Below are 17,260 nucleotides of genomic sequence, written 5' to 3' on the forward strand. Positions count from 1 at the left end.
ACTACTCACTCATCCCAAAGTCTTCCGTCACCTGCTCCGGAGGGGTCAAGGACGGGACGAAAGCCCCTATCTGCCCATTCCTGATTGGGCGAGTATCGGGTCGAAAGCTATCGCTCTCCTAGCAAAGGACCGATCATGGAAGCCCCTTCCACACCTTCCACACCACGCCAAAGAGTCATCGTTGTGGGTGTTGACGGTTCACCCTCATCGGTCACGGCCCTGCAATTAGCTGCCCGCATGGTCCCGCTAATGGGTGACGTCGTCCACGCTGTATCCGTCTGGCAGTATCCCCTGGTGTTCGGCATATACACGCCGATCGAATGGAATTATGAGGAACTCGCAGGGAAAGCTCTCGAGCAGGCGATGACAGATGCTTTCCCCGGCGATGCTCCTTGCGACGTACAACCGCGGGTGATTCATGGTTCGCCGGCCGAGGTTCTGATCGAGGAGAGCAGGGACGCCTCGATGGTCGTCGTAGGCTCTCGTGGCCATGGTGGGTTCAGCGGGCTACTCCTGGGGTCGGTGAGTTCCGCGGTGGCGGAACGGGCAGGCTGCCCCGTCCTGGTCGCACGTGGTGCCCTGCAGCCTCCTGAGGATCAAAGAAACGCCCTGTCGGCGGTCGGCGTGTCAGCATAAACGCTGTCGGTCATGCCTCCACGGCACCTGCGCCAACCTTGGCTAATCGCTCATCGCAGGTCTCGGCGCGTCGTCTTCCTTGAAGCAGCACCTAACGCGGCAAAAGTCTTGTGAGGATGCACGTGCCAGGTCAGAAAACAGCGCAGAATCCACGTGTTCGCCTAACTCTTCAACACCACACCTTGACCGCCTGCAAACCACTGCGCCAGGTCATGCAAGGGGCGAAAGCCTTGGCTACTAAAAGGCGTAGCTGAGTTTGCGGGTTCAGTGTGGTCTAGCCCGCTGTTAGGCCTTCTGCTCGTGGTGCTCCTGATCCGGGCTGTTCCCGCGCATATTGCCGTGGCGGCCCAGCATTCGCATGACGATTGGAGCGCAGTTACGACAGCGTCGAGATCATTTCTAGTACGTGCATGAGCACAAAATGTTATATTCACTCGAGGTAAGGAAGAATCATGAGAGCTGCACGCTATTACGGACGCGGTGACATTCGAATTGACGAGCTTCCGGATCCAGACGTTGGGCCCGGCATGGTGGGCATCGATGTGGCTTGGTGCGGGATATGCGGCACTGATTTGCATGAGTACCTTGAAGGCCCGATTTTTTGTCCCACTCATGACACTCCTCACCCAATTTCGGGCGCCACCCTTCCGATCACTCTGGGCCACGAGTTTTCCGGCGTTGTCTACGACGTGGGGGCGGGCGTTGATGACATTGCAGTAGGCCAGCACGTCGTTGTCGAGCCCTACATCATTGACGACAATGTCGACACCGGACCTGAAAGCACGGACTACCACCTGTCCAAGAACATGAACTTCATCGGATTGGGTGGGCGCGGCGGCGGCTTAGGCGAGAAGATCGCTGTGCAACGGCGGTGGGTGCACCCCATCGCAGTGTCGGTGCCCCTGGATCAGGCAGCGCTCATCGAACCGTTGTCAGTGGGATACCACGCTGTCGATCGATCCGGCGTGAAAACGGGTGATGTGGCCCTCGTAGGCGGGGCGGGACCCATCGGTCTACTGACTGCCGCCGTGCTCAGAGCCTTGGGCGTGACAGTCGTGATGTCCGAGCTCAGCCCGCTGCGACGCCAGAAAGCTCTTGAGTCTGGGGTCGCTGACCATGCATTTGATCCTCGTACGACCGATGTTGCTGCTGAGGTTCGCAGGCTCACGGGTGGGAAGGGTGCGGATGTCGCTTTCGAATGCACGAGCGTACAGATAGTCCTGGACACCCTGATGGATGCAATCCGCCCCCGGGGAGTGCTGGTTGTGGTTTCCATTTGGGGAAAGCGGTCGGACTTCGACATGCACAAACTCGTGATGAGGGAAATTGACTTGCGCGGGACCATCGCCTACGTGAACTCTCATCCTGCGACCATCGAACTCGTCGAGTCAGGGAAGATTGACCTGGCCCCTTTCATCACCGGGAAAATCGGGCTGGAAGGGCTCGTAGAGGAAGGCTTCGACACTCTAATCCACCGGAACGAGACGGCTGTGAAGATTCTCGTCTCACCTTCAGGTAAGGATCTATAGCCAGACCGGAGGCCCGCCTCGTATATATCGCTGGCCCTTGAACTGCTCCAGGTCCATCGGCAGCGGAAGCAGGAGGCGAGCGGCAGATTGAGGGAGCCCCAGGTGTCGCGGCGGAGCCCAACCGCAATGACGCAATTTTCTCGAAGTTGACCCGTCTTCAACGCCCAGAGAATTGAGGTACGCGCCTACCGACGAGGTGACGAAATGGAAGCGGCAGATGCGATGGAGCGTTCCGAACCCTTAGAATCCCGGGCAGGTACCTAACAGGTCATCGCGGAGCGATGACAGAAGCAGCGCGTCCGGATTAGACCTAGATTAGGCGGGCGGAGTGCGAATCTCGTTCCCGAGGCCAGGTCGGCGGAGACGTCACGCTTATGCACGCCTTCGGCGACCAAAGCGTCGAGCTGCAGATGCGCGTCCTAGCTCGGTGTGCTGGCACTGGCGCCCGATGTGCCTCATCTCGCCACATCAATCGAGCCTATCCGCATTTCGATTCTTACTTCGCAGGAGGGCCGAGTGACCCACTTGAACGCGGGTCATGGGCCCACAGTCGCGGCGTCGTGGGCGGGCGTAGCGGAAGCTGTTGCGGATCGTGTGCACGATGCACTGCTGAACCACCGTCTTTTCCTAGGTCGTGTTGATCGACTCGGGCAGCCTTTTCAAGTCATCGCATTCGGCGATGAACACGTCCTCGGCGCCCCGGTTTTTCAGCTCGGAGAAGACCTGCAACCAGAACTTAGCCACCTCACCTCCGTCGCCGCCCAGATCGTGAGAATGTCCCGTTCCCCTGCCGCCGTGACGGCCATGACGACGTAGTACGGGGTGTTGTGGACTCGCCGGTTACGGACTTTGACCACGATCCCATCGATGAAGAGCACCGGGTAGAGCGGGTCCAGCTCCCGAATCAGACTTCTAGGCGTTCCGTAAGAGAATGGGATGTGACGAGAAGTGAAAAGTCGAATCATCGCCCAGACATCGTCGTGCGAAGGATTCTGAGCGATGGTGTCTGGGCACGCGTGAGTTCAGTGGGGGAGGTGGGCGACAGGCCGTTCATCCTCGTCTCGGGGATCGGGGTGTCCTCGCATTACTTCGAGCAGCTCGCCCCGCACCTGATGCAGTTTGGGCCTGTGCATGCCCTTGATCTGCCAGGATTCGGCGGGGTGCCACACGCACGCCACGCCTTATCGATCAGTCAGTTCGCGGAGCTTGTCGGCAAGGCCATCGACGACCTCGGGCTGGAGGATCCCGTGATCGTTGGCCATTCGATGGGCACGCAGATCTGCATCGATCTCGCCGCGGCACGGCCCGAGCTCACCACTCTCGTTTTGATCAGTCCTGTCATTGACGCCTCGGCCCGCACTATGCCTGTGCAGGCCGTTCGTTTCCTGCAAGCCAGCCTCCATGAGCCTTTCCGGGTGATGCTTCTCGCTGTGGTCGCCTATCTAACGTGCGGGTTCGGCTGGTTCTTCAAGATCCTGCCGCGCATGATGTCCTACCCAATCGAGCGGACGGCCGTTAGCGTGGGCGCGTCGACGCTTGTCATCCGCGGTGAGTACGACGCGGTGTGTCCCCGCCCTTGGGTCAGGCAGTTGAGCAGCGCATTTCCCCACGCTGTCGACGTCGCCGAGATCGAGGGCGCGGCCCACTCGGTGATGCACGCGCATGCCCGCGAGGTCGCCGGGCTCTGCGTCCGGCATGTGAGCGGTGCGCGTGTAAGGCGCGATGAGGTCGGCGCGGAGGGTCTCGACGATGCGAGCATCGCCGTCGTTCCGGAAGCGCCGAAGCAAGAAATTTCGCTTAGTCCGGTCGACGCGGCGAAGAGCTTTGTCGACGAAGTGGAGGGCGCCATCATCGAGTCTAAGGGCAATAAGACCGACGACGATCGCCTGGTGGAGCTCGGACGCGAGCAGCAGGCCGAGGCACGGGCTAGCGGTCGCGGATAGTCCAACGGATATCCGCGATGGGTGAGGGGCCGAACAAGGGTGTTCCGCGCTGACTGGGACCGGTGGTGCAGCAGGCCGGAGACGTGTTCCGGCCCAAGAGCAGCCTCGGCCGAGGACACGGGATGCATCTGGCCTCTATCCGACTCGCTCTAAACGGATTCCTGCCGCAGCTCGAGGAAGATCACTGGAATCAGAAGACAGTCCGCTATGAGCGGGAAGGCCTTGATCGTGACTTCGCGCAGATAACGACGTATCTCGTGGAGGACTTAAAATTCAAGCCTTAAACCGTCATGGCGCGGTCTGCTGAGGGACTCCTCAGCGGGATTGGGAGGAGTATCTTCTACAGGATGAGGAAAGACGGTGAGTCAGTGTTTCGAGCATGAGGCGCGGGGAATGACCGGAGAATACGGCCGGGAGGGTGTAATTTGAGGGACCCTGGGATGTGCCCCGGTCACGCTGTAAGGCGGAGGCGAGGACGGCACTGAGTGTCAGTGCTGCATCGGAGTGTAACCGGGGGTTCGTGGATGGTAGTCATGGCATTCTGCCAACGTTCTTTGGGGATGCCCTGGCGAACCTCCGGAATGTGGAATGGCTGTGACTGGCTCAGGAATCCGGGTCCGAGTCGACCGGTTGAAAGGCGCTGGCTGATGGCCGTTCCCGCTCCATAATCGTGTGAAGTCCAACGTGCACTGAGTGTGAGTAGAAATCTGCTTGTGATGAGTACGATCGCTATTGCTCCGGTCATGCGTTTCCCTAACGGTCACGATGAGGCTTTGGACTCTGAGGCGGGCGGAGCGACACAGCATGGCGGCACGAGGCTTCCTCAAGTCGACGCCACTATCAGTTGCTGGCTGGGTGCCTGACCGGGGCAGAGGGTCTTGCCTCCCCGGTTGCGGGCCCACTGCAGAATCGCCGAACACCTGCGTGGTGAGCGGTGGTACGCTCCGGGGTCAACGGCGGACCTCTGTATATGCAGAACCCCTGTCCATTGTGCGATCTGTGCGGGGAGAACCGGATGAGTATTTCGGATGGCTACCGGGTGCCAGCGAAAGTTTCCCGAGTACCGCCGAAACGCTCCGAGCGCTCGGTCTCTCGATGGTTACTGGCCGATCGCGTCCAACCCGTAGGTCCGGCAACCGAGGGGAACGACACCACACCGCATGCGTGGTGGAAGGTAATGTGCCTGACGGGAGTCGATTACTTCTCCACCCTCTCCTACCTCCCCGGGATAGCGGCCCTGACCGCCGGCGCCCTGTCACCCGTTGCAACACTGCTCATCGTGGTCCTGACCCTGCTGGGGATGCTGCCAATGTACCGGCGGGTAGCGAAGGAGAGCCCGCACGGGCAAGGATCCGTGGCGATGCTGGAAAACCTGCTGCCATTCTGGAGGGGCAAGATCTTCGTCCTCGTGTTGCTCGGATTCGTCGCAACGTCCTGGATTATTACGATTACCCTCTCCTCGGCGGACGCGACTGTTCACATGTTGGAGAATCCGTTGGCGCCCACCTTCCTGGACGACCAGGCCGTCCTGATCACGGTGCTCCTCCTCTTGATTCTCGGTGGCGTGTTCCTGCTCGGCTTCACTGAAGCCGTTATCGTTGCGATTCCCGTTGTCGGCGTCTTCCTCGCCATGAATGCCGTCGTCATCGCCGTCGGAATGCGTGCCGTCTTCACCGAGCCCGGCGCCCTGACATCATGGCTGAATGCCCTGACCGCGTCCGATCGGCTCACAGACGGCCGGGGCCCTGTCATCATCGCTTTCCCCTTGCTTGTTCTTGGATTGTCCGGCTTCGAAACCGGGGTCAGCATGATGCCCCTGATCGCTTCCAGCGGACGGACACCTGCGGATCGTCTCGCATCGAGGATCCGGAACACCCGCAAACTGCTCACCGCGGCCGCTCTGATCATGAGCGTGTACCTTCTGACCAGCAGCTTCATCACCACCGTGCTGATTCCGCCCGAAGCCTTTGCGGAAGGAGGGCGAGCCAACGGCCGGGCATTGGCCTATCTCGCGCATGAACGCCTTGGCGCCGGATTCGGTACGGCCTATGACATCAGTAGCGTTCTGATTCTCGGGTTCGCCGGAGCGTCGGCCATGGCCGGGCTGATCAATATCGTCCCCCGATACCTTCCGGCGTACGGCATGGCACCGGAGTGGGCGCGTGCCGTCCGTCCGGTGGTCCTCGTGTACACCGGCGTCAGCATCCTCATCACCATCGGCTTCAAAGCCGACGTCAACGCCCAAGCAGGCGCCTACGCGACCGGAATCCTCGCGATGATGCTTTCCGGTGCTGTCGCCGTCACCATTTCCACCCTGCGGCAACACCTTCCCAAGACTGCCGCGGCCTTCACCGTTCTCACCCTCGTGCTGCTTTACGCCCTGGTCGACAACGTGATGGAAAAGCCGGATGGAGTCACTATCTCGGCATTCTTCGTCGCAGGGATCATCATCATCTCCCTCGTCTCCCGAGTCAGTCGCACCACAGAACTTCGCGCTGACCGCATCGAATTCGACGACTCGGCGCGGCGGTTCCTGACCGACTCCATCACTAGCGACGGAACACTGAACCTCATCGCTCACCGACGTCAGATTGGTGACCACGATGAATACGCGCAGAAAGAGGCGGAGCAACGGGACATGAACCCGGTCCCAAAGACCGCGCATATCCTCTTCCTCGAGATCGACATCGTCAATCCCTCCGCCTTCAACGAAGTACTTCAGGTCCGCGGCCTGGACATTGGAGGGTACCGAATCCTGCGCGCCGAAAGCCCTGCCGCCCCCAACGCCATCGCCGCAGTCCTCCTCGCCCTACGCGATGTGACGGGTCTGAGACCTCACGCCTACTTCGAATGGTCCGAGGGCAATCCGCTAACACACCTGATGAGGTACCTCCTGCTTGGCAGGGGCGACACTGCCCCAGTCGTTCGCGAGATCATTCGCGAGAACGAACCAGACCCCACCCGTCGACCGCGCGTCCACGTCGGCTAACACGCGAGTGGCACACGACATCTCCGCGTCCGGACCGGAAACGACGGGTGCACTCCTTCACCATCCGGGAGCGGGTGCACCGGGTACACATTCAAGTGCTTCCCGGGAAAAGCCCCTCCACGGTCGGGGCTTGAAGCTTTTCCGGCGAGGTGCCGACGACTGGTGAGGTGACCGCGGGAGTCAGCTGGTGCGCCGTGCCAACGCAGGTCCCGCTCTTGAACGAGCTTCTGCACGTCAGCCCAAGCAACCTGGCGAATCGTGCAAAGCTATTTTCCGCTCTGCGCCGCACATTGGGTGCGCGCAATAGCCCCGATCGCGATTCGGCAGGACTAGTATCTCGCCATGGACCACAAGGAGACACGGAAGGGTGAAGTCCGAAAACCGGCCACATCTGCTCCGGCACAGGGCAATACCGGCTGGACCTTGCCCAAAGCCATGACCGGTCGGGTAAGCCCTGCGAAAGCGGCGGACGGCGACAAGCCCGTTTTCGCCTACATCGCCAGCCTGCCGCAGCCGCAACGCGGTATCGCCGAAGCAGTTGATTCCCTGGCAGCCAAGACGCTGCCCGACCTTCAGCGCTCCGTGAAGTGGGGTATGGCGTACTACGGCGTCGGCGACGGGTGGTGCTTCAGCTGCGGCGGCTTCGCCAGCCACGTCAAGCTCATGTTCATCAATGGCGCGGCGCTCGAACCGGTACCACCAGCTACACCGGTGGGAATGGGCAAACTAACTCGGGGCGTGGAGCTCGAGTCCGAGGAGGAACTCGATGAACAGCAGGTCGCGGCTTGGATGTCACAGGTTTCGTCCGTGCCGGGTGTCGGGGGAAAAAAGCTTTAGACCCTAGGTCTGAGAGGCCCTGCAAGTCTGCCACCATCCTGACTCACAAAGCCCGACAACGAGCACTAGAGGTGAAACGCGGCGACACAAGTCTGCATGACACAAGCCGCCCACGAATCTGGGGAGCGGGTCCGGAGAGCAACACCTCATGAAATGTCTTGAGAGCCTATAGGTTTACGAGACGCCTCAAGACCGGAGCATAGTCCGAATCGATGAACCTCTGTGGCACCAGTGCGTGCATCATCATCGTGCGGGCTCAGCGCACCTCTCGCCCGAGGCACACACCAGCAACATCCTGATCCTGCTTGCAGCGTCCTCATGGTAGGCGGCACAAGAAGCGGTGCGGGCTACAAGCGGCACGGGAATTCTTTTTCCGGTGGTGTGGGAGTAGCAGTAGAGTTCATAGCGTAGATGTTGCGCAAGCGGGATCTACCGGGGTCGAGCACACGGCCTCCTACCGGCCCGGGGTAATGCCCCGGTGCAGGACAGTTGAAGGCCCACCGTGAATACCACCCCCCAACCCTCCTCTTCCTCGGCTTCCCCGTTTCCGCCTGAGCTGCTGGCAATATTCGGGCGGACCAACGGGTACCTCCTCACCGAACAGACCGCCCACGCGGCCGTCGACGGTCTGGCCGGAATCGCCCGCGACATCATCGGCCCCGCCCAAGGCGCCGGAGTGAGCCTCATCGACACCGACGGCACCCGTGTGAGCGTCGGCGCGACCGACTCACGCGTGCTCGAAGCCGATGACCTGCAGTACGAACTGGGTCAGGGCCCGTGCATGAGCGCCTGGTCAGCAGGTAAGCCCGTCTATATTGCCGACACCCACACTGATCAGAGGTTCACAGAGTGGACGTCCGCGGTGATACCGCTCGGTGTCCGGTCCTGCCTCAGCGTGCCACTGCTGGACAAGCCCGCAGGACTGGGGGCGATGAAGATCTACTCGAACACCACCGACGCATTTTCGGACGAGGACCGGCGGCTGTTGACCAACCTCGCCCGCTCCGCCGCAGCCCTCCTTGGGCACATCCAGGGCTCTGACATCCCGCAGCGGATCAGCAATGACGTCAAGGCGTCCCTGGCCGAACGGGACACCATCGGAGTGGCTCGCGGCATGCTGATGGAACGCTTCAATCTGGACCGGCAGGCGGCCATGAACCACCTGATCAACCTCGCCACTGGCGCGAACACCACCATCGGCTCCATGGCCACCATGATCAGTGAGCGTCAGGACGGCACCACCCCCACCGCTGGTGCGTAATGCCTAAGCACAGGCCGGAGAAGCAACGGGAGGGCACCCTGCAGGCCATGCATGCCAGTGGACTCGACGTGCAGAGCGTCTGGATCCGCTACTTCTCCCTCTCCGGGAACGCCGATGAGTTCGAGGTCGACGCCTACCTCAGTGGGCTGATCACCCTCAGCCCACTGGACAGGGACCTTGTCTCCCACGCGGTCAACGAACTCATCACCGAAGCAGCCCCACCCACCGCCCCTTACAGCAACGACCCGCAGGTTTCGATTGCCCAAAAGGTTCTGGACATTCTGGACCCTTCGGATGGGCGGAACGAGCGGAACGAGGACGGCCGGGGACAGGGCCAATAGGAATGTTCCGGCGGACGGATCACTGCTGATGCTGCGATCGTGGGCTGCCCGCTGGGACGCGGACGACGAGCACGCCGAGAAAGGACACCGCAAATGACCGAAGAACGCGTTGAGGACGGTATTGAGCACACCATGAGCGAGCCGGCACAGCTTCAGGACCTCGTCCTGGACAGCGCGGACCTCGAGCGATTCCTGAACAGACTCGCCGTGTTCGCAGCAGCCACGTTCTCCAACGAAACCCGGGAAGTGTTCTGCAGCGTCACGCTGCTACGCCCCAAAAGCAAGAGCATCATCGCCAGCAGCAGCGACCAGGCCAAGAACCTCGACGAAGTGCAACTCGCCTACGACGACGGCCCGTGCCTGCGTGCGGCACGCGAGGGCCAGATCTACGTCGTGAAAGACTTCACGACCGACGATCGCTTCGGCGCATATTCCGCGGCCATGCTCAGCCACGGAATCCGGTCCGCTCTGGGTGTGCCCATCGCCCTGGACGGCCATGCAGCTGCGGGTCTGAACCTGTACGCGACCGCCCCTGACAGCTTTGATCCTGACGTCATGACAGCCGCGGACACGCTCGGCAGGGAAGCATCACAACTGCTGCGGATGGCCGTCCATATCGCTCACCTCACGGCCACCAACCACCACCTCACCCAGGCTCTGAGCTCCCGAACCACGATCGATGTCGCCGCGGGCATCATCATGGCTCAGAACCGGTGTAGTCACGATGACGCGATGACCATCCTCAAAGCTGCCTCGAGCGGACGGAACATGAAACTCCATGATGTCGCCGGTGCTGTTGTCGCCTCGCTCGGACAGCAGACGCCCACGACCCACTTCAACCCCTGAGCTCCCCGGTCGCGTGAAGACTTCCCGTGGTATGCCCGTCCAAGACCAGCAGCCTACGGGGAGGCAGTAATTCAGCGTGTGCTGAAGCCTTGCATGCCCTCCTTCGCTTCGGCGCCGGTGAGCCCCCCCCGGCACCTAGGACCAGCACCCCGACCGCGCCACCAGCTAAGTACCTGATTTCTTGATGGCCCACTAGCGGTGATAGCCAAGGGGCGGGATGACAGGTCGACTGCGGGAGGGCGTGTCCCTGCCACCCCTGCTCGGACCACGCACTGCTCAGCAGCGAAACCGCTCCTTTCCCGTAGTCGTCGTGCTCGCCGGCCAGAGTTATAAGGCACCTCACGCTGGTAGCCTCCCGCGTGTGCCGGCTTCATGCCACGACGCGCGTCGAGGGAGATCCTGTCGGTCCAGGTGGCGCCGATTCTGGCCAGGGACTGTCGTCGTTGGGCTCTCACCGGTCAGTCCCGGCTGGCTGCCTGCAACAGCCGCAGGAGCTTGCTTGTTGCTGTTGTGCAAGCAGATGGTGCGGCAAAGGCGTCGAAGACGCGGCACGCGTGGAAGCCTAGAATTGCTCGGTAGCAGTGACCGCTTGAGGCGTTGAACAGGGGCACACTAGGAAGGTGGCGGAGGAGTCAGACGTGCTGGATGAGTATGTGCAGCAGTGGAGCGCGATCCAGACCGTGCGCGCAGCCGAACTGAGTCTCGCGGAGGTTGTGACCTCGTACTTCGATCTCGCGGGGAATGCCGATGAGCTCGACGTTCAGGGGTATCTGACCGGCCTGGTGATGCTTCCCGTCGTGGAGCGGGACCTGCTCGCCCACGCCATCAATGAACTGCTCGACAGCACCGGTTCCATGGTCGATGGCGCGCACTACAGCAACCCGGACGCTCGGACTTTCTCCGGGTACAGCGACTACCTGCGCGCATTGACTCTGTCCCCCGACGGATACGACTTCAGCGCCCCGCAGGCGGGAGATGACAGCACCAGCGCCCCCACCACCGAAGCTCCCACCGCCGGCTTTCAGGGCCTCATGGATGCGCGGGACCCGTGGGATCGGGCTGACAGTACGGGTGGGTACGAGGACAACTTCGACGTCGACGAAACCGAGTTCCAGCGCATTCAGGCATTGCACGAGTCAGGATTGCTCGAAACCGGTGCGGAGGAACGCTTCGATCGGATCACTCGGCAGGCCCGGGATCACTTCGGCGTCAGCTCGGCCTCCATCGCCCTTATCACGGAGGACTCGCAGGTCATCAAATCCGTCGTTGGACCCATCGGTCAGGACCTCCCACGTGGCCTGGCACTATGTGCGAGGACGATCGAACTGGACCGCACCCTGGTCATTCCTGATGCCACCGGTGACCCGGAATGGCGGAATCACCCGCTCGTCGCCGGCGAGCCACGGATCCGCTTCTATGCCGGTCACCCCATCAGCACCGCCGACGGCTGGCGTATCGGCGCCCTCTGTATCATCGACGATCAGCCCCGACACTTTACTGAGGAAGATCTCGACGCCCTCAGGCGTCTGGCCGCACAGGCGCAGATGGAAATATGGGTCTGAGCACGAGGAGCCAGGACCGGCCCGGCAGGAAGGTACTAAGGCTGCTTTGTTTTCGGGTGCCTTCCCCGATAGTGTCGTGAAGATACCGGGTCCAGCCAAAGGCCATGGTTGTGAGCGAACATAGGAACGGCTATGACAGAACTCTTGCACCCAGCCCAGACCGACTCCACTTTCACGACTGGATCCGCCGATCCAGATCCTGTTGCGTCGCTGACCGAATCGACCACCAGCCCTCGGACATCCGCGGTACGGGGTGCTCGTCCTAACTGTGAGAGCGGTTTGCTTGACGGACATCTTTCGTCCGAGGACCTCGCGGCACTGTCGACCAGACAATTGCGCGTCATGGTGAACCAGGCCTACAAGCTGATGGACACCGCCTACCCTCCCACCGGGGCCATCGAAGGTTACGAGATGATCGTCGAGGAACTCGAGTACCGGGCGGAGCAGGCCGCGGAACGCGGCACCAGTTCCGCGCACCAGCCCAAGGAAACATTCCGCGATAACCCCCTGTACCGCCGGTTTGAGCTATTCATCGATGGCACCCTCGCCGCGTACGTGAAGTACACGATGGACGCAGGGACGGTGAGCCTCATCGATGGTGTTGAGCAGGCCGTCTTCCACGGTCATGGCCTTGACGCGGTCCTCATGCGCCATGTCGTCCTCAACGTCCACAAACGACGCCTCGGCCTCATCCCCGGGTGTCCAATGGCAATCACTTTCCTCGCCGACCATCCCCAGTACCAGGTCCTGATCGGGCAGCGGGTTGACTAGGAGTCGCATGCCCTGCAGCTGACCCGTCAGTCGGGAGGGTCGCGGACACGGCAGACCTCACAGTGGCTGGTCGTCACCAGCCGGCCACACCCTGAGGCTCAAAAGGAGCGGCCCGCAGCGTCGAGAGGACGCCCCGGAAGCCGATTTGTGAGGTGCAGGTCCGATACATAGGGAAACGTTGAGGGTCAGCGCCGGGTGATGTTGAAAGTGTGCTGCGCATACTGGATGTACGCCTGACAGACGCCCTGTGATTCGATTCGCGGGGCTCAGCCGGCCACACCGACGAGCCTCGTGCACGAACGTGGACTCTTCTTCACAGCTCAAGCAGGCGGGCTGTGAAGGAGAAGTAACCGTGCCCGGGCACCAGAGCCGGTGGACACTCGCTATCGGACTGGCCCAAAAACGGGCCGGTTCTTCCGCCGCGTCGAAAGCTCCTCCCGTGACCCGCGTCTTCCCCTCGTCCGCGTCGTCTGCCGCACCGTTACCTCCCCCCGACGGCGTCACCGATCAGGCCGATCCGGGACCCAAGCTTCCGGACTGTCCTACCGGGACCTACGAGTTCTACTTCGACTCCGGCACCTTCCTCTGGTCGGATGAGATGTACGAGATCCACGGCTATGAACGAGGAGACGTCGTTCCATCCCTCGAGCTCGGCTTCGCGCACATCGACCCGGCCGACCTGCACAACAGTCGTGCACTGATGGACCGCCTCACCAATGAAGGCGGACCAATCGCCGGGTACCACACCCTCATCGATGCGAAGCAGCGACGTCATCAGGTCCTCAGCGTCGCGGACCTGATCACCGACGCCGGTGGGACGACCGTCGGCATCAGGGGTGTGCTCGCCGACCTCACCCAACGGATCCACAACGACACGCACCGCCTCGCGAACCAGGCCGTCGCCGACTCCGCCGCGCACCGCGCCATCATCGAGCAGGCCAAAGGCATTCTGATGGCCACACACCACATCAGCGCCGACGATGCATTCGCAATGATCAGCAACCGCAGCCAGAACACGAACCGCAAAGTCAACGACATTGCCCGAGACATCGTGAATACCACCAGCACTCCGCCCCTGCGGTGAGCCTCGTGGTAGCCTCGCAGTCGATCAGGCAACGACGACACCCTAGCTGGCAAGGGTCTTCCACTGGGTTTCGCTTGAACGGCCACAGTAAGCGCTGGTCTCACGCACGGATCATCCTGCGGGGCAACCCGTCAGTATCTGAACGAGCGCGGGCGATAGTTCACTACCGCGTCCAAGGGACTCGTAGGCTCGAATAACGGTCGTTCGTTCACGGACGGCTTCCACTTGTTCTCCTTGATGGTGCCTGCAGCAGCTCACGCCCGCATCGTTCGGCCGAGCCCCAACCTTCATCAGGGGACGCACGATGCGCAATCCGTCAAACAACCATTCCTCGGACCCGTCAGTCGTCGAGTCATCCAGTCCCACCCCAGGAATGGCCAACCAGCTGTATCGCGCCGTCGCCGATAGCGAGGGAGTTGTCGATTTCCTCAATCGGCTCACGAAAATCGCGGTCGAGGTCCTCAGCGAACAAGAACGTGAGGTGTACTGCGGGATCACCCTCCTGCGCCCCCGACGGGCCCAAACTGTAGCCAGCAGCAGCAAGCAGGCCCAGCAGATGGACGAGGTGCAGTACCAGTTCGACGACGGCCCCTGCCTCACCGCGGCCCGCCAGGAACGGGAGGTCTACATCCCGGACGTGAAAGGCTTACCGGCGGACTCGAAATATCGGCAGGCCATGGAAAACCAGGGAATCCGTTCGGTCCTGGCGGTCCCGATCATCCTCCCGGCAGACACGTACAGTGCACTGAACCTCTACTCCGACCAGCGGGACGCCTTCGACGCGCGCTCTCGGCGGTTCGCACACCGCTTTGCAGCCGAAGCCGGAAATTTCCTCGACATCGCCTCCCACGTCGAATCCCTCGTCGACACCGGCACTGACCTGCGCGCGGCGATAGAGAACAGGTCCGCCATCGACACTGCGGTCGGCATCATTATGGGCGAGAACAAGTGCTCCCAAGACGAAGCCATCACTATCCTCCGCCAGGCAGCCAGCACACGGCACATCAAACTCCGCGACCTCGCCCGAAACATCATCGCCGCCTTCGCCACGAACCCACCCACAACACCCTGACCCGCTGAGGTCGACAAGCTGGCCCGGAATTTGAGCCCGGCACGTACAACCGAAACCTAGATCGACAACTGACCGACCGACACGAATTCACAATCTGGTGCTACCGGCAATCGGCGCACCAAGGGATCCTTGCGGAGGTTCCGTGCCGGCGCATCCTGGTATGAGCTGATGTGTAGGCCCGTACAGGTGGCCATCACATCCTCCAGTGCGTGCCGAATCCACATCACCGCTTCACTGCTCACGCGGACATCGGCGTCCACGGACAGACACCCGGCGAGGACGGTCACGGCCTCGTTCACGGTCGGAGAGAAGGTTCGCCTGGAAGGTCCACGCCCAGCCAGCGCAGGGCGTCGGTGCGCGTGGAGAAGTACTGGGCGCGCGTGGACCGAATGATGAAATGTGCCATGACCCGATCCATGGGGCCAGATCCTAGGACGGCGACAGCTGTGGGGTGTTGATACCGGATAATCCGTTGCCTGCCCTCCAGGCTCACGCCCCGCAACGCTCCCATATGAATGAGAATCGGCTTTTCCCGCCAATCCGGTACAGCTGCCAGATGGCCGCGGAAGGCGAGCAGATCCGCGTCGGTTACGTCGCTTCCATCCTCTACCCGGACCTCGATCCACCGCACGTGGTCCTCAATGGTGTGACTGCGCACCTCGCTATGTCGATCATCTGGCTTCTCTGATGGCTTCTTGGGCACGGTGGCTTCCACGGTCATAAGGACGGGTGCGCCGCAATCCACTGTTGCGCCTCAAGGTGAGCAATTCTCCGGTAGAGGGTTGCCCGCGACATTCCCAAGTCTCGCGCGACGTGCGACGCGGGCTGGCCCTGCTCGATGAGCTGGCGCGCGTTCGCAATCTGGCTGTCACTGAACACTGGCCGCCGACCGCCAAGGTCCATACCTGAGTCCCGGCGCTTAATGGTGGAGTCGTTGACCCGTTCGCGTTTGATCTCGAGTTCCATCTGAGCGAGGGCGGCGAGGACGGTGAGAACCATGGATTCTCCCGGGGTGCCGGTATCCACGTTCCCGCCGCCAAGGTCGAGTACCCGCAGATTGACCCGACGCAACCGAAAGTCGCCGGCCAGCGCGAGCATGTTCGACGTCGACCGGCCGACCCGGTCAAGGGTCGTGACGATGAGAGTGTCGCCCTCCTGCAATGCCGTGAGTGCTGCATCAAACTGTGGGCGGCGCGCATGACCGCCACTGGCACCGTGATCCACATAAAGATCATCACGCTGGACACCGGCCTCAAGCAGGTCAGCAACTTGCCGATCCGCGTCCTGGCCGCGGGTCGATACCCGCGCATACCCGATCAGCTTGCTCACGCCACTCCCTTTTTGCCGACTGTCTTAGAACTGCCTCGCAACCGGCTACTCGGTCGAGAACAGTCAGCCCCTCTTATAAGACAGGGTAGCAAGACATCCATAAACCAGTAGTAGCGCGCTGGGAGTCATGGCTCGCCCTCGTGTCTCGCAACCCACATGTTACGAGGCGCCCATCGAGTGAACGGGTATGACCTTGAAATTGTCGACTTCCAGCATCTGGCGTCGTAGTACGGCATGGGTAGCGGCAGGTCCAAGACTCCCCGGCAGACATGAATGCCTAGCGCAGCTATCCCATGGTGTTCCGGAAGGTGGACATCACCCACGGCGGTGTCTGGTCATGGCGCGTCGATGGTGAGCTTCGCCTCGGCGACCTCGTCCAGTAGCCCGAGCTATGACTGTCACGAGGCGGGACGTGGTGCGGCGTGGGGTGCACTCAGTAAACAGCGGTCTGCGCTCTCCAAGTGAGCCGCTTCAATGAAATTGACCGCATACCCCCCCTCGCCGAAGGGGACGCTCAAGGTGAAACCACCGACCGGCCGTGCCCACGACCAACAGTGGTGCGGCACGCCCTGCGGCCGGGGAACGCTTTGACCGGTCTGACCCAGGTCCTGCTCACCGGTGCGTCCTGGGTGATCAGCCTCGCGGGGATGAATACTTCGTATCCCGGCGTGCCCAGACATCACCGCGACTTCCTCCCGCTCCCACCCGCCCTGTGAAACCCGAACCGGAGCCTGCCTATGAGGGCAGGGGGTTCGCGACACCAGGAAAGGCTGCCGTGAAGCCGAGCCGGACCCAGCAGCACCCTCCTGAAAGGGAAACCCTCGACAGTTCCACTCGCCTTCCTGCTGCACGCTCTGACCAGGGCGACGTTGAAGGGCTCTAGGCGATTGGGGGGATGTGCTGGATGATCAGGGAGGGACGAACCAGTTAACGGCCTCGTTGATCAAGGGATCGACTATGAGTTCAAGACAGCCCCATGAGGCATCCGGCAACGCGCCGGTGCTTCCACCCGGGCCGGAGCTGCTCGCCAGAGCCGACCGTGAGCAGGGTGAGAACGTCG

At 61.8% G+C, this 17,260-nt stretch carries 16 protein-coding genes and 1 pseudogene; 14 read left to right on the forward strand and 3 right to left on the reverse strand.

Going from position 1 to position 17,260, the window contains the following annotated elements; translation table 11 throughout:
- Positions 1–135: 135 nt before the first annotated feature.
- Together QFZ50_RS06045 and QFZ50_RS06050 are read left to right on the forward strand one after the other, a co-directional pair.
- Positions 136–636, forward strand: a complete 501-nt coding sequence (locus QFZ50_RS06045) for a universal stress protein (protein WP_307082841.1) — start codon at positions 136–138, stop codon at positions 634–636.
- 452 nt (positions 637–1,088) lie between these two features.
- Positions 1,089–2,165: a 2,3-butanediol dehydrogenase gene (locus QFZ50_RS06050; RefSeq protein ID WP_307082842.1), complete on the forward strand. Its 1,077-nt coding sequence runs from the start codon at positions 1,089–1,091 to the stop codon at positions 2,163–2,165.
- 567 nt (positions 2,166–2,732) lie between these two features.
- Here the strand turns inward: QFZ50_RS06050 and QFZ50_RS18265 are convergent.
- Positions 2,733–3,067 (reverse strand): annotated as a pseudogene (locus tag QFZ50_RS18265) (transposase); the annotation flags it as partial.
- 132 nt (positions 3,068–3,199) lie between these two features.
- Between QFZ50_RS18265 and QFZ50_RS06065 the strand changes: the two are divergent.
- From QFZ50_RS06065 to QFZ50_RS06110, 10 genes are all read left to right on the forward strand, one after another.
- Complete coding sequence (locus QFZ50_RS06065; protein ID WP_307082845.1) at positions 3,200–4,108, forward strand: alpha/beta fold hydrolase; 909 nt, start codon at positions 3,200–3,202, stop codon at positions 4,106–4,108.
- A gap of 1,015 nt (positions 4,109–5,123) precedes the next feature.
- Complete coding sequence (locus tag QFZ50_RS06070; RefSeq protein ID WP_307082846.1) at positions 5,124–7,097, forward strand: amino acid transporter; 1,974 nt, start codon at positions 5,124–5,126, stop codon at positions 7,095–7,097.
- 342 nt (positions 7,098–7,439) lie between these two features.
- Entirely contained in the window at positions 7,440–7,934 is a 495-nt protein-coding gene (locus QFZ50_RS06075) for a DUF1801 domain-containing protein (RefSeq protein ID WP_307082847.1), read from the forward strand.
- 502 nt (positions 7,935–8,436) lie between these two features.
- Entirely contained in the window at positions 8,437–9,195 is a 759-nt protein-coding gene (locus tag QFZ50_RS06080; RefSeq protein WP_307082848.1) for a GAF domain-containing protein, read from the forward strand.
- Positions 9,195–9,536 carry a hypothetical protein gene (locus QFZ50_RS06085; protein WP_307082849.1) on the forward strand — a complete coding sequence of 114 codons (342 nt, stop codon included), beginning with the start codon at positions 9,195–9,197 and terminating at the stop codon, positions 9,534–9,536. Before QFZ50_RS06080 ends, QFZ50_RS06085 begins: the two co-directional genes overlap by 1 nt.
- A 93-nt stretch (positions 9,537–9,629) precedes the next feature.
- Positions 9,630–10,382, forward strand: coding sequence for a GAF and ANTAR domain-containing protein (locus QFZ50_RS06090; protein WP_307082850.1), 753 nt, complete (start codon positions 9,630–9,632; stop codon positions 10,380–10,382).
- A gap of 638 nt (positions 10,383–11,020) precedes the next feature.
- Entirely contained in the window at positions 11,021–11,944 is a 924-nt protein-coding gene (locus tag QFZ50_RS06095; RefSeq protein WP_307082851.1) for a GAF domain-containing protein, read from the forward strand.
- Between the two features lie 342 nt (positions 11,945–12,286).
- The gene (locus QFZ50_RS06100) at positions 12,287–12,715 is read left to right on the forward strand and encodes a GNAT family N-acetyltransferase (RefSeq protein WP_307082852.1); all 429 of its coding nucleotides are present in this window, start codon (positions 12,287–12,289) and stop codon (positions 12,713–12,715) included.
- A 439-nt stretch (positions 12,716–13,154) separates the two neighbouring features.
- A complete protein-coding gene (locus QFZ50_RS06105) occupies positions 13,155–13,799 on the forward strand; it encodes an ANTAR domain-containing protein (protein WP_307082853.1) in 645 nt (214 codons plus the stop codon).
- 373 nt (positions 13,800–14,172) lie between these two features.
- Complete coding sequence (locus QFZ50_RS06110; RefSeq protein WP_307082854.1) at positions 14,173–14,871, forward strand: GAF and ANTAR domain-containing protein; 699 nt, start codon at positions 14,173–14,175, stop codon at positions 14,869–14,871.
- Between the two features lie 56 nt (positions 14,872–14,927).
- Here QFZ50_RS06110 and QFZ50_RS06115 read toward each other — a convergent pair whose 3' ends face one another.
- On the reverse strand, positions 14,928–15,170 hold the full coding sequence (locus QFZ50_RS06115; RefSeq protein ID WP_307082855.1) for a hypothetical protein: 243 nt from the start codon (positions 15,168–15,170) through the stop codon (positions 14,928–14,930).
- A gap of 257 nt (positions 15,171–15,427) precedes the next feature.
- Here QFZ50_RS06115 and QFZ50_RS06120 point away from each other — a divergent pair, with 257 nt between their 5' ends.
- Complete coding sequence (locus QFZ50_RS06120) at positions 15,428–15,559, forward strand: hypothetical protein (protein WP_307082856.1); 132 nt, start codon at positions 15,428–15,430, stop codon at positions 15,557–15,559.
- 29 nt (positions 15,560–15,588) lie between these two features.
- Here QFZ50_RS06120 and QFZ50_RS06125 read toward each other — a convergent pair whose 3' ends face one another.
- Complete coding sequence (locus QFZ50_RS06125) at positions 15,589–16,200, reverse strand: recombinase family protein (RefSeq protein WP_307082857.1); 612 nt, start codon at positions 16,198–16,200, stop codon at positions 15,589–15,591.
- Positions 16,201–16,787: 587 nt separating this feature from the next.
- Between QFZ50_RS06125 and QFZ50_RS06130 the strand changes: the two genes are divergently transcribed.
- Positions 16,788–16,916 (forward strand): hypothetical protein, encoded by a 129-nt coding sequence (locus tag QFZ50_RS06130; protein WP_307082858.1) that lies wholly within the window; start codon positions 16,788–16,790, stop codon positions 16,914–16,916.
- Positions 16,917–17,260 lie beyond the last annotated feature (344 nt).

This window comes from Arthrobacter agilis (assembly GCF_030816075.1).
GTDB classification, from domain to species: Bacteria; Actinomycetota; Actinomycetes; order Actinomycetales; family Micrococcaceae; genus Arthrobacter_D; species Arthrobacter_D agilis_E.